The sequence below is a fragment of the Streptomyces sp. NPDC002276 genome (assembly GCF_053891435.1).
In genome coordinates this window covers 483,839-496,332 of record NZ_JBSFCQ010000001.1, presented here as the reverse complement: position 1 = coordinate 496,332, position 12,494 = coordinate 483,839, and the positions used below count along the sequence as shown (strand labels likewise).

At 69.0% G+C, this 12,494-nt stretch carries 14 protein-coding genes; 9 read left to right on the top strand and 5 right to left on the bottom strand.

All coding sequences use genetic code 11. The features are described from left to right. Nucleotides 1-20: 20 nt before the first annotated feature. The 3 genes from ACWIHT_RS02330 to ACWIHT_RS02320 are packed head-to-tail and all read right to left on the bottom strand — an operon-like array spanning nt 21 to nt 3,390. The gene (locus ACWIHT_RS02330; protein WP_456163498.1) at nt 21-1,226 is read right to left on the bottom strand and encodes a CaiB/BaiF CoA transferase family protein; all 1,206 of its coding nucleotides are present in this window, start codon (nt 1,224-1,226) and stop codon (nt 21-23) included. Further along, nucleotides 1,223-2,662, bottom strand: coding sequence for an aldehyde dehydrogenase family protein (locus ACWIHT_RS02325; protein ID WP_456163496.1), 1,440 nt, complete (start codon nt 2,660-2,662; stop codon nt 1,223-1,225). The genes ACWIHT_RS02330 and ACWIHT_RS02325 overlap by 4 nt, the downstream gene beginning before the upstream one ends. Beyond that, nucleotides 2,659-3,390 (bottom strand): SDR family oxidoreductase, encoded by a 732-nt coding sequence (locus ACWIHT_RS02320; protein WP_456163494.1) that lies wholly within the window; start codon nt 3,388-3,390, stop codon nt 2,659-2,661. Before ACWIHT_RS02320 ends, ACWIHT_RS02325 begins: the two co-directional genes overlap by 4 nt. A 236-nt stretch (nt 3,391-3,626) precedes the next feature. Here ACWIHT_RS02320 and ACWIHT_RS02315 point away from each other — a divergent pair, with 236 nt between their 5' ends. From ACWIHT_RS02315 to ACWIHT_RS02295, 5 genes are read left to right on the top strand one after another with little or no spacing between them, the layout of a single operon-like run. Then, complete coding sequence (locus tag ACWIHT_RS02315) at nt 3,627-4,331, top strand: SDR family NAD(P)-dependent oxidoreductase (protein WP_456163492.1); 705 nt, start codon at nt 3,627-3,629, stop codon at nt 4,329-4,331. Beyond that, a complete protein-coding gene (locus ACWIHT_RS02310) occupies nt 4,328-4,915 on the top strand; it encodes a carboxymuconolactone decarboxylase family protein (RefSeq protein ID WP_456163490.1) in 588 nt (195 codons plus the stop codon). Before ACWIHT_RS02315 ends, ACWIHT_RS02310 begins: the two co-directional genes overlap by 4 nt. Nucleotides 4,916-4,919: 4 nt before the next feature. Continuing rightward, on the top strand, nt 4,920-6,185 hold the full coding sequence (locus ACWIHT_RS02305) for an aromatic ring-hydroxylating oxygenase subunit alpha (protein ID WP_456163488.1): 1,266 nt from the start codon (nt 4,920-4,922) through the stop codon (nt 6,183-6,185). Then, on the top strand, nt 6,172-6,492 hold the full coding sequence (locus tag ACWIHT_RS02300) for a hypothetical protein (protein ID WP_456163486.1): 321 nt from the start codon (nt 6,172-6,174) through the stop codon (nt 6,490-6,492). The genes ACWIHT_RS02305 and ACWIHT_RS02300 overlap by 14 nt, the downstream gene beginning before the upstream one ends. Before the next feature lie 6 nt (nt 6,493-6,498). Beyond that, nucleotides 6,499-7,710 carry a metal-dependent hydrolase family protein gene (locus ACWIHT_RS02295; protein ID WP_456163484.1) on the top strand — a complete coding sequence of 404 codons (1,212 nt, stop codon included), beginning with the start codon at nt 6,499-6,501 and terminating at the stop codon, nt 7,708-7,710. 31 nt (nt 7,711-7,741) lie between these two features. Here ACWIHT_RS02295 and ACWIHT_RS02290 read toward each other — a convergent pair whose 3' ends face one another. Further along, on the bottom strand, nt 7,742-8,338 hold the full coding sequence (locus ACWIHT_RS02290) for a TetR/AcrR family transcriptional regulator (RefSeq protein ID WP_456163482.1): 597 nt from the start codon (nt 8,336-8,338) through the stop codon (nt 7,742-7,744). Between the two features lie 128 nt (nt 8,339-8,466). Here ACWIHT_RS02290 and ACWIHT_RS02285 point away from each other — a divergent pair, with 128 nt between their 5' ends. From ACWIHT_RS02285 to ACWIHT_RS02270, 4 genes are read left to right on the top strand one after another with little or no spacing between them, the layout of a single operon-like run. After that, nucleotides 8,467-9,489: a zinc-binding dehydrogenase gene (locus ACWIHT_RS02285; RefSeq protein ID WP_456163481.1), complete on the top strand. Its 1,023-nt coding sequence runs from the start codon at nt 8,467-8,469 to the stop codon at nt 9,487-9,489. 8 nt (nt 9,490-9,497) lie between these two features. Continuing rightward, the gene (locus tag ACWIHT_RS02280; protein WP_456163479.1) at nt 9,498-10,025 is read left to right on the top strand and encodes a nuclear transport factor 2 family protein; all 528 of its coding nucleotides are present in this window, start codon (nt 9,498-9,500) and stop codon (nt 10,023-10,025) included. Continuing rightward, entirely contained in the window at nt 10,022-10,843 is an 822-nt protein-coding gene (locus tag ACWIHT_RS02275; RefSeq protein ID WP_456163477.1) for an NAD(P)-dependent oxidoreductase, read from the top strand. The genes ACWIHT_RS02280 and ACWIHT_RS02275 overlap by 4 nt, the downstream gene beginning before the upstream one ends. Before the next feature lie 24 nt (nt 10,844-10,867). Then, a complete protein-coding gene (locus tag ACWIHT_RS02270) occupies nt 10,868-11,668 on the top strand; it encodes an SDR family NAD(P)-dependent oxidoreductase (protein WP_456163476.1) in 801 nt (266 codons plus the stop codon). Between the two features lie 19 nt (nt 11,669-11,687). Here ACWIHT_RS02270 and ACWIHT_RS02265 read toward each other — a convergent pair whose 3' ends face one another. Beyond that, the gene (locus ACWIHT_RS02265) at nt 11,688-12,479 is read right to left on the bottom strand and encodes an enoyl-CoA hydratase (protein ID WP_456163474.1); all 792 of its coding nucleotides are present in this window, start codon (nt 12,477-12,479) and stop codon (nt 11,688-11,690) included. Between the last annotated feature and the right edge of the window lie 15 nt (nt 12,480-12,494).

Here is a 12,494-nt window from a genome sequence, read left to right as displayed (position 1 = left end):
TGAGTCCCGCTGTCGGGTGATCAGGTGACCGCGCCCGCTGCCTTGAGCGCGATGATGCGGTCCCAGTCCAGGCCCAGTTCGAGGAGGATCTCCTCGGTCTGGGCTGCGAACTCGGGTGCGGGCCCGAGTTGTGGGGCTTGCACGTCGAACTGCACGGGGCTGCTGACCAGTTCGAGTTCTCCTGCCTGTAGCAGGTACTCGTTGGCTCTGATCTGCGGGTCGTCGCCCACTTGCAGGGAGTCCTGCACCGGGGCCCACGGCCCGGCCAGGGTGGCGAAGCGCCGGCTCCACTCCGCGAGGGTGCGGGTGGCGAGGACCTCGCGCAGGATCTTGACGGCCTCCGCCGTGTTGGCGATGAGGTTCTCGGCCGTGTCGAAGCGCGGGTCGTCGGCGAGTTCGGGGCGGTCGATGTGCCGGCACACGTCGGCCCAGAACTTGCCGGGCTGCATCATGACGAACGCCAGGTGGTGGCCGTCGGACGTCTCGTACAGCCCGGACAGGGGGTTGGTGACGGAGCCGTGGGTGCCGACGGGCGGCGGGATCCAGGGCTTGCCGAGGTGCAGGGAGAGCGCGGTGGCGTGACCCATCGCCCACAGTCCGCTGCCGAGCAGGGAGACGTCCACGACCGACGGTTCGCCGGTGCGCTCGCGCTTCAGGAGCGCCGCCGCGATGCCGCCGGCGAGATTGGTGCCGGAGATCGTGTCGCCGTAGGCGGGCGAGGGCGGGTTGATGATGCCGTCCGTGCCCTCCGGAGTGATGCTCGCGGCGGTGCCGGCGCGGGCCCAGAACGCCGTCATGTCGTAGCCACCCTTCCCCGCTTCCGGTCCGCGCGGCCCGAAGGCGCTGCCCCGGGCGTAGACGATGCGGGGGTTGACGGTACGGATGTCGTCGACGTCGATGCCGAACCTGTCCCGGTGGCCGGGAAGGAAGCTGGTCAGGAACACGTCGGCGTGCCGGGCGAGTTCGTACAGCACCTCCTTGCCCTCGGGGCGGGAGATGTCGAGTCCGAGGCTGCGCTTGCCGCGGTTGGCGTGCTCGACGTTGGGGTTGGGGTCGCCCTCGACGCGCATGGTGCCGGTCTGCCGGAGACCGCGTTGCGGGTCGCCGGTGACGGCGTGCTCGACCTTGATGACGTCCGCTCCCCAGTCGGAGAGGACGGCTCCCGCCGAGGGCACGAAGCCGTACATGGCGACTTCGAGGACGCGGATTCCGTCGAGCGGCATCATGACCGGACCACGACCGCGAAGGACTTGTACTCCAGGAACTCCTCCAGGCCGGGTACTCCGCTCTCCCGGCCGATGCCCGACTGCTTGTAGCCGCCGAACGGCACGTCGGCGGCGAAGTAGTTGCCGCCGTTGATGCTGAAGGTGCCGGTGCGGATCCGGCGGGCGAGCGCGATGGCCCGCTCGTCGTCGGCGCTCTGGATGCCGCCGGAGAGGCCGAAGATGGAGTTGTTGGCGATGCGGACGGCGTCGTCATCGTCGTCGTACGGAATCACCACGAGCACGGGTCCGAAGACCTCGTCCTGGGCGATCTCGCTGTCCGGGTCGACGTTGCTGAGGAGGGTCGGCCGGTAGAAGAAGCCGGGATCGACCTTCTCACCACCGGTGACCAGGTTCGCACCGGCGGCCACGGCCCGCTGCACCATGCCGTCGACCTTCTCGCGCTGGCGCTCGCTGATGAGCGGGCCCGCGAAGGTCTTCGGGTCGGCCGGGTCGCCGAGCGGGATGCGGGCGAGACCCGCCGCCACCTTCTCGACAAGTTCGTCGTGGTGCTCCCGGGGCACGAGCAGCCGGGAGGTCAGCGCGCAACCCTGCCCGGAATGCGAGCAGATGGTGCCGGCCGCGAACATCGCGGCGGTGGCGAAGTCGGCGTCGTCGAGGACGATCATGGCGGACTTGCCGCCGAGTTCCAGGAAGACCTTCTTCACCGTACGGCTGGCCGCCTCCATGATGCGGCGGCCGGTCGCGGTGGAGCCGGTGAAGGTGATCATGTCGACGTCGGGGTGCGTGGTGAGCGTCTCGCCGACGTCGGCGCTGGAGGACGTGAGGACGTTGACCACGCCGGGCGGGAAGTCCGTGTGCTCGGCGATGAGTTGACCGAGGAAGAGGGTGGTCAGCGGGGTGTCCGGGGCGCCCTTGAGGACGACCGTGCAGCCGGCCGCGAGCGCGGGGGCGAGCTTGGCGAGGGCCAGTTGGTTGGGGTAGTTGTACGCGATGATCGCGGTGACGACCCCGGCGGCCTCCTTCTCCACCCAACGGCGGTGGCGCTGGCCGCGGATCTCGGCCTCGCCCAGTTCTTCGGTGAGCGGGTACTTGCGGAGCAGGTCGGCGTAGAACCGCACCAGCTTGACGGGGTCGTCGAGTTGGGGGCCGTAGGTGAGCATGCGGGGCGCGCCGACCTCGGCGATCGTCAGCTCGCGCAGTTCCTCGACATGGTCGAGGAGCGCCTGGTGCAGCTGGTCGAGACAGCGGATGCGCAGTTGTACGTCGGTGGACCACGTGGTGGTGTCGAAGGCGGTGCGAGCCGCCGCTACGGCGGCTTCGGCCTGGGCGGTGGTGGCCTCGGGGGCGTGGCCGTAGACCTCGCCGGTGGCGGGGTTGAGGGAGGGGAACGTCCGCTCCCCGTCGACCAGTTGGCCGTTGATGAGCAGGCGGGTCACAGCCGCACCACCTGTCCGCCGTCCACGCTGATGGTCTGTCCGGTCAGCCAGCCGGCGTCGTCGGAGAGCAGGAACAGCACGGTGGGCGTCAGGTCGCCGGGGGTGCCCATCCGTTTGATGGCCAGGGCCTGGGTCATCCGCTGCTGGAACTCGACCGGTACGACGGTTGACGTGGCCTCGGTGTCGGTGGGGCCGGGGGCGATGGCGTTGACGCGGATGCCCCGGCCGCCGAGTTCGGCGGCGAGGGACGCGGTGAGGTGGTTGAGGCCGATCTTGGCCAGGCCGTAGTAGCCGCTGGCCATGTAGGCGGCGGCGGAGGACTGGTTGACGATCGCGGCGCCCTCGGTCAGGTGCGGGACGACGGCCCTGGTGACGTACAGGGCGCCCATCAGGTTCACCTGGATGAAGCGGTTGAGGTAGTCGAGGTCGACGGTGGTCAGGCCCTCGCGCCGCATGCTGTGGTAGATCGCCGCGTTGTTGATCAGGTAGTCGATGCGGCCGAACTCGGCGACGGTGGCGGCGGCCAGCGCGTCGGCCGAGGCGGGGTCTCCGACGTCGACCTTGACGAAGAGCGCGGAGTCCAGCTCCTTGGCGACCCGCTGCCCCTGCTCCTCGTTGATGTCCGCGACCACGACCCGTGCGCCCTCGGCGGCCAGCGCCCGGGCGTAGTCCTCGCCGATTCCCTGTCCCGCTCCGGTGACGATCGCCACCTTGTCCTGGAACCGCATCCTGTTCTCCTCGCATGGATGGGCGGCTTGCTCCAATGAAGCGGAAACTACATTCTCCTTAAACGCGAATCAACCATCCGGAAGCGAGAATGTCATCCTGACCGATGGCTGACAGGTGCACGCAGTGCGGCGAACAGCCCCGGCCTGCGCGGGACTTCCGGAAGCACCGGAGACGAGAATACGCTTCTCATATCTGGAAGGGAGATTTTCATGATCGAGACGAAGGGGGTTCCGGCATGAGGACAGCCCTCGTCACAGGCGGCGGCTCCGGCATCGGACTGGCCATCGCGCAACGCCTGGAGGCCGACGGTCTCCAGGTCGCCACCCTCGACCTCAACCCGTCCGACAGCGGCTTCTCCCGGAAGGCCGACGTCTCCGACCGGGCCCAGGTGGACGAGGCACTCACCGAGATCCGCGAGCAGCTCGGCCCGGTCACCGTCCTGGTCAACGCGGCGGGGATGGAGGGCTACAAGCGCTTCGCCAACCTGACCTTCGAGGCCTGGCAGCGGGTCATCGACGTCAACCTCAACGGCGTCTTCCACTGCGTCCAGGCGGTTCTGCCGGACATGGTGGAGGCCGGCTGGGGCCGGATCGTCAACATCTCCTCGTCGAGCGCGCACTCCGGCCAGCCGTTCATGACGCACTACGTGGCCGCCAAGTCGGCCGTCAACGGGCTGACCAAGGCGCTCGCCCTGGAGCTGGGCCCACAGGGCATCACCGTGAACGCGGTGCCGCCCGGCTTCATCGACACGCCCATGCTGCGCCGCTCCGAGGAGCGCCAACTCCTGGGCGGGACGGTCGAGGACCACATCCAGCGCACTCCCGTACGGCGGGTCGGGCGCCCCGAGGACATCGCCGCGGCCTGCGCCTTCCTCGCCTCCGAGGAGGCCGGCTACATCACGGGCCAGATCCTTGGCGTGAACGGCGGGCGGAACACGTGAGCGAGAACGGCGAGACAGCCCCCGAGAACGGCGTCCGCATCTCCCCGGTGCCGTACGACGAGTGGGACCACGACCTGTTCTCGGTCATCAACCCCGACAAGAAGCTGCCGGAGGCCAACGTCCTCGGGATCTTCCAGCGGCACCCGGCCCTGGCACGGGCGTTCCTGACGTTCAACATGCACCTCAACACCACGACCCTGCCGGTGCGCGTCCGCGAACTGGCCGTGATGCGGGTGGCCTGGCGGCGGGGCAGCAGATACGAGTGGGCGAGTCACGTCCTGATCGGCCGGAAGTACGGGGTGACCGAGGCGGAGATCGAGGACGTCCGCACCGGCGCCGACACCTTGCTCAACCGGGCCGTGGACGAACTGGACACCGACTCGGGCCTGTCGGACGCGACCTACGCGGCGCTGGCCGTCGACCTGGACGAACACCAGCTCATGGACCTGGTCTTCACCATCGGCGCCTACACGATGCTCACGATGGCCCTCAACACCTTCGGCGTGGAACTCGATCCTGTGATCTCGGAAGAGAACTTCAGTTTCCCAAAACGAGAATGGTATTCTCACAAGCGAGAGGGGTGATCCCATGCCACACTTCGCCAAGCCGGCGGCCGGGAGCTGGACCGAGAACTACCCCGAGCTGGGCACGAGCCCGGTGAACTACGAGGACTCCATCGACCCCGCGTACTACGAGGCCGAGAAGGAGGCGATCTTCAAGAAGACCTGGCTGAACGTCGGCCGGGTCGAGCAACTGCCCAAGGTCGGCAGCTACTTCACGAAGGAGCTGGCCGTCGCCGACACCTCACTGGTGATCGTGCGGGGCAAGGACAAGGAGATCCGCGCCTTCCACAACGTGTGCCGCCACCGCGGCAACAAGCTCGTGTGGAACGACTACCCGGGCGAGGAGGTCAAGGGCACCTGCCGCCAGTTCACCTGCAAGTACCACGCCTGGCGCTACAGCCTCGACGGCGATCTGACCTTCGTCCAGCAGGAGAAGGAGTTCTTCGACCTCGACAAGGCGGACTACGGCCTCAAGCTGGTCCGCTGCGAGGTCTGGGAGGGGTTCGTCTTCGTCAACCTCGACCCGGACGCGCAGCCGCTCAAGGAGTATCTGGGCGAGTTCGCCAAGGGACTTGAGGGCTACCCCTTCCACGAGATGACCGAGGTCTTCACCTACAAGGCGGAGATCGGCAGCAACTGGAAGCTGTTCATCGACGCGTTCGCGGAGTTCTACCACGCGCCCGTCCTGCACATGAAGCAGGCCGTCAAGGACGAGGCCGACAAGCTCTTCAACGTCGGGTACGAGGCGCTGCACTACGAGATCCACCCCCCGCACTCGATGATCTCCTCCTGGGGAGGCATGTCCCCGCCCAAGGACCTGACCATCGTCAAGCCCATCGAACGCGTCCTGCGCAGCGGCCTGTTCGGGCCCTGGGAGGCACCCGACATCGAGGGCCTCGACCCCCTTCCCCCCGGCCTCAATCCGGGCGGACACCGCGCCTGGGGCAACGACTCCTTCGAGTTCTTCCCCAACATGACCCTGCTGATCTGGAAGCCCGGCTGGTACCTGACGTACCACTACTGGCCGACGGCGGTGGACAAGCACCTCTTCGAGGCCAACCTGTACTTCGTGCCCGCCAAGACGGCGCGCGAGCGGCTCAAGCAGGAGCTGGCGGCGGTGACGTTCAAGGAGTACGCGCTCCAGGACGGCAACACGCTGGAGGCCACCCAGACGATGCTCAAGAGCCGGGTCGTCACCGAATTCCCGCTCTGCGACCAGGAGTTGCTGCTCCGCCATCTGCACAAGACGGTCGCCGACTACGTCAAGGAGCACACCGATGCTGCCCAGTGAGTTCGCGGTGCTCGAACCGTTCAGCGAGTGGGTCCTGGAGTCCGAGCGCGACCGTTACAGCAAGCGCCTGGCCAGCTCCATGGAGGAGATGCAGACCTTCTACGACGCGGCGTTCCCGCTGCTGGAACAGGCCTCCGACCATCTCGACAAGTTCCCGCTCTCCGAACTCCCGGAGCAGGAGCGGAACTTGCTGCTCCTGCTGTTCTCCCTGGTGAACATCTCGTTCCCGGTCGAGGTCTGGAAGCAGGCCCGGGTGCCGGACAGCGGGGCCGCCTACATGGACCTCGTCGTCGAACCGAAGGTGTGACAGGTCGTGCTCACGCTCAAAGCGGCGCGTGTACTGCACGTGGAGACGGGCGAGTTCGAGTCGCCGGGCCTGGTCACGGTCGACGGCGACCGCATCGTGGGCGGCACCGGCGACGCCGAGGTTCTCGATCTCGGTGACGTGACCCTCCTGCCCGGTCTCATGGACATGGAGGTCAACCTTCTGATGGGCGGCCGGGGAGAGACGCTCGCGTTCTCCCCCGTCCAGGACGATCCCCCGCTGCGCATGCTCCGCGCGGTGGGCAACGCCCGGCGGACCCTGCGCGCGGGCTTCACCACGGTCCGCAACCTCGGCCTGTTCGTGAAGACGGGCGGTTATCTGCTGGACGTCGCGCTGGCGAAGGCCATCGACGCCGGCTGGATCGACGGCCCGCGCATCGTGCCCGCCGGGCACGCCATCACCCCCACCGGCGGCCATCTGGACCCCACGATGTTCGCCGCGTACGCCCCCGGAATCATGCCCCTCTCCCTGGAGGAGGGCATCGCCAACGGCGTCGACGAGGTGCGCAAGGCCGTCCGCTACCAGATCAAGCACGGGGCCCGGCTCATCAAGGTCTGCGCGTCCGGGGGCGTGATGTCGCACACCGGCACCCCCGGTGCGCAGCACTACTCCGACGAGGAACTGCGCGCCATCGTCGACGAGGCCCACCGGCGCGGACTGAAGGTGGCGGCCCACACCCATGGGGCCGACGCCGTCCGCTCGGCGGTGGAGGCGGGCATCGACTGCATCGAGCACGGCTTCCTGCTCGACGACGACACCATCGCGCTGATGGCGGAGAGGGGCACCTTCCTGGTCCCGACCACCGCTCTCATCGATGGGATGGACATGTCCCACTCCGCGCCCGAACTGGTGGCGAAGGCCGCCGAGATCTTCCCCCGGGCGAAGACGGTGGTGTCCAGGGCGGGGAAGGCGGGTGTCCGGATGGCGCTGGGCACCGACGCGCCGGCGATTCCGCACGGCCGGGGCGCCCAGGAGCTGATCGCCCTGGTCGACCGCGGGATGACTCCCCTGGAGGCGCTCCAGGCGGCGACCGTCAACGCGGCGGAGCTGATCGACGCCGACGACCGGGGCCGTATCGCGGAGGGCCTGCTCGCCGATCTGATCGCGGTGCCGGGCAATCCGCTGGAGGACGTCTCCGTGATGGCGGACGTCCGGTTCGTGATGAAGGGCGGGAAGGTGTTCCGCGACGAACGCCGCTGACACCAACGCCCTTTCGCACCGGACGAGTTGATCAGATCGGCGGCCCGTCGAGCGGCCGTAGCATCCGGAGGACCATCTCCACCGTGCGCTCGACCGGGCGCTCACGGGCCGTGACCGTGGACAGGAGGGTGCGGGTCAGTACGGCGCCGAGGAGCATGTCGAAGACGTCGTCCGGGTCCACGGCGGGGTCGACGGTCCCGGTCGGCGCGGCGCGCAGAATGTCCTGGAACTGCGGTCGCGCCGACACCCGCAGCAGCATCTCCGGCGGCCGGGGCCGGTTCGACGTCTGGGAGTGCGCGAAGAGTCCGGCCGCCGCGGCACGGGCGGCGGGTGCGCCGAAAGCCGCCAGGTACGCGCGGATGAACCGGCGCAGGTCACGGCGGAGGTCCCCCGTCGGCCGGACGCTCAGCGGGCTCAGCCCGGGGAACGTGGCCTCCTCGATCAGCTCGATCCGGGACGGCCAGCGACGGTAGATGGCGGAGGCGTGCACGCCCGAGTGCTCGGCCACCGCCTGGATCGTCGTCGCCTCGAAGCCGCGCTGGACGAGGAGTTCGCGCGTTGCCGCGAGGGCCCGTTCGTTGATGCTCGTGTCCCGTGGACGGCCCGGGGCGCGGCGCGGTTCTGCCATGCCGGTGATTGTAGTGACCGGGCCATGTCCCGCCAATTATAGGAGACGGTCTTCTGTAATTCCCGCAGTGTGGCTACAGTCCGAAGGAGACGGGCGTCGGAGAACTTCGAAGATCGGAGGAGAGTCTGATGCGTGCTGCTGTGCTGCGTGGCGGGACGGTCGAGGCGCGGGTCGTCGGCGATCCGGTCCCCGGGCCGGGTCAACTCCTCGTCCGCTCGCTGGCGTGCGGGATCTGCGCGTCGGATCTGCACTTCATGGACCATCCGGAGGCGGGCGCCGACGACGACAGCGGGATGTCGACGTACGACCAGGACGTCGACATCGTGATGGGGCACGAGTACTGCGCCGAGGTCGTGGGCTACGGCCCCGGCACCGAGCGGCGGATCCCGGTCGGGACGCGGGTGAGTTCGCTGCCCGTGCTGAACACGCCCGCCGGACGGCGGATCATCGGCCAGAACCCCGAATCACCCGGTGGGTTCGGCGAGTTGTTCCTGCTGACCGAGGCCATCACCCGGGTCGTGGTGTCGGATCTGCCGAGCGAGATCGTGTGTGTCGCCGACGCGATCTCGGTGGGCTGGTCGACCGCGTCCCGAGCCCAACTGACCGCGCGGGAAGCGCCGTTGGTCATCGGGTGTGGTGCGATCGCACTGTCGGCCATCGGTCGGCTCAAGAGCCTCGGCGTCGGGCCGATCGTGGCGGCCGACCTGGTCGCGTCGCGTCGTGCGACCGCGCTGGCGATGGGCGCCGATGTGGTCGTCGACCCGGCCGCGGTCTCGCCGTACGAGGCATGGCGCAACGCGGCCGGTCCGCGGGCGAGTTGTGTCGTGTTCGAGTGCGTCGGCGTGCCGGGCGTTCTCGACTCGATCATCAAGGGGTGTGAGCGCGGCACCCGGATCTTCTCCGTCGGCGGTCCGCCCGAGGGCGACCATCTGCACACCCTGACCGCGAAGCGGAAGGGGCTCAACATCCAGTTCGGGGGCGGTCCTTCGATGGACCACTGGGACGAGGCGTTCCGGGCCGTCTGCTCCGGCAGCCTCGATGTCGGTCCGATGCTCGGCCACTCCGTCGGGCTGGACGGGGTTCCGGCGGCGCTCGACGCGGCGCGGGACGCCGACGGTCCGGCCCGCATCATCGTCGTACCAGGGAGTTGAACCCATTCATGAGCGAGAGCGATGAACTTTCCCAACTGCGCGCCGCCGTCGAGTCGTTGGCGGCGAAAGTGCGCACTTTGGAGGACCAGGTCGAGATCACCCAGCTCGTCGCGCAGTACGGGCCGGCGGTCGACAGCGGTTCGGGAGAGGCCGCCGCGGCGCTCTGGACCGAGGACGGTGTCTTCGACGCGATCCCCCATCTGCGGATGGAGGGCCGGCAGGGCATCGTCGGCATGGTGCACGGCCCGGGCCATCAGAGTGTGATCCACAACGGCTGCGGCCATGTGCTGACCGCGCCGCACGTCGTCGTGGACGGCGACCACGCGACCGGGCGGAGCCATGCGCTGCATCTGCGGTGGGACGCCGACGCCGGACGGTTCTGGGTGTTCCAGGTCTCCGCCAACTCCTGGCGCTGGGTGCGCACTTCGGAGGGGTGGCGGATCACGGAGCGGGTCAACGCCAACCTGGACGGTACCGAGGGGCCGCGTGCGATGTTGGCGCCGCCCGCCAATTCCATTGCCTTGGAGCAGAGTTGAGGATCGGGTTCATCGGATGGGGGCGGATGGGGCGGCCGATCGTCGACCGGCTGACGGCCGCCGGGCATGACGTCACGGTCCTCGTACGCCACCCGGAGGCGCGGGCGGCCGCCCGGGAGAGCGGGCTCGCGTCGGCCGACACGGTCCGGGCAACGGTCCGTGACGCCGACGCGGTGTTGGTCACCGTACTGAAGGACGAGCAGGTACGGGCGGTCTGCCTCGGTGCGGACGGCGCCCTCGCGGCCATAAAGCCGGGGGCGACGCTCGTGCAGCACACCACCTCCGACCCGGCCACCGCGCAGCTGCTCGCCGAGGCGGGCGCGGAGCGCGGTGTCGGGGTGCTGGACGCCGCGCTCTCGGGCGGTCCGCACGACATCGCGGCGGGCCGCCTCACCCTGTGGGTCGGCGGTGACGAGGCCCAACTGGCTAAGATGCGGCCGCTGTTGGAGACGTACGCCTCGCCGGTCATGTTCGTCGGACCGGTCGGCAACGGTCAGCGGGTCAAGCTCGTCAACAACGCCCTCTTCGTGGCCCAGGTCGGACTCGCGGTCGACGCGGTCCGCGTGGCGGGTTCACTGGGCATCGACGAGAAGGCGATTCTCGCCGCGCTCCAGCATGGCAGCGGCGCCAGTCGCGCGCTCGGTGTCGTCGCCGGCGGGGGCTCGGTCGACTCGGTCGCGGAGCGGTTGGCGGACCTGATGAGCAAGGACGTCCGCGTGGTGCGCGAGGTGGCGCACAGCGCGGGAGCGGACCTGGGGATCATCGGGACAGTGCTGTCGTCCGACGCGGTCGAGAAGAAGGTTCTCCGGTCGTCCTAGATGAACTTGCCGAGGAGTAACGAAGTGACTGAATCGCTCGCCGCCACATACGGGCCCTGGGGTGTCGTCGCCGGTGGGTCGGACGGGGTAGGTGCCGCGTTCGCCCATCGGATGGCCGCCCAGGGGATGAACGTCGTGCTGGTGGCCCGGCGGCTGCCCGTGCTGGAGGAGTCCGCCGACGAGATCCGCGCCCGGTACGGCGTCGAGGTCCGCGCCGTCGCGCTCGACCTCAGCTCCCCCAGCGCCCTTGAGGAGTTGGAGCAGGCGACCGCAGGACTGGAGGTCGGTCTGTTCGTGTACAACGCGGGCAGCGACGACCGCAGCGTCCCGTTCCTCGACAAGGATCTCGACGTCCACCTGGGGCTGGTTCGACGCAACTGCGCGGCCGTACTCGAAGCGGCCTACCGTTTCGGCGGCCCCATGGTGGCGCGCAAACGGGGAGCCGTGGTCCTGGTGACCTCGGGCGCCGCGTGGGCGGGTGGCGCCACGCTCGCCGCCTATGGCGCGTCGAAGGCGTTCGACCTCATCCTCGCGGAGAGCCTGTGGGCGGAGTGGCGGGACAGCGGGGTGGACGTCCTGGGGCTGGTCCTCGGCAGGACCGACACCCCGTCCCTGCGACGGACCGAAGGTGCCCAAGGGGGGTCGTACGGCGGTGACTTGGCCGATCCGGACGACGTGGCCGCCGAGGCGCTCGCCCATCTCTCCGACGGCCCGACCTGGATCTGCGGCAGCCCGGCCCCGACCGGCGGTTCACCGTTCGGGGCGCTGAGCCGCCGTGACGCGGTCCTCGCGATGAGCCGGGGCGCGACCGCGCATCGCGAGTGATGCGCGGTCGGGCCACCGCCTACTGCTCCTTGAGGCGTTCCTTCATGCCGTCGAGCTTCGTGAGGATGGGATATCCGGAGACGCTCAGCGCGTTTCCGTGTCCCGTCTCGTGGATGTCGAACACGGACTGGATGGCCGCGTAGAAGCCCTGGACGTCGAGGCTCTGGTTGACGGCGCGCTTGGCCTGGCGGAGTCCGAAGGACGGCATGCGGGCGATCTGCCGGGCCAACTCCATGGCCTCGGTGTCCAGTTGGTCGAGGGGGACGACCTTGTTCACCATGCCGACCTTCTCCGCCTCCTCGGCGGTGACGGCCCGTCCGGTGAAGAGGATCTCCTTCGCCTTGCGCGGGCCCAACTCCCAGGTGTGGCCGTGGTATTCGACTCCGCCGATGCCCATGTGGACGACGGGGTCGGAGAATTCGGCGTTCTCGGCGGCCACGATCAGGTCGCAGGGCCAGCAGAGCATCAGTCCGCCGGCGATGCACTTGCCCTGGACCGCGGCGATCGACGGCTTGGGGACGTTGCGCCAGCGCAGCGTGTACTCCAGGTACCGGCGGGACTCGGCGGCGTAGATCCACTCCAGGGTGATCTCGTTCGGGGCCGGCCAGCGGTCCTTGAGGTCGTGGCCGGAGGAGAAGTGCTTCCCGTTGCCCCGCAGAAGGATCACCTTCACCTCCTCGTCGGCGGCGGCCCGGCGCCAGGCGGCGTCCAGCGCGTCGAGGAGCACCGCGTTCTGGGCGTTGGCGACCTCGGGCCGGTTGATGGTGATGATCCCCACCCGGTCGTCCACCTCGTACAGGATCTCGTCCATGCGTCTTGTCCTCTG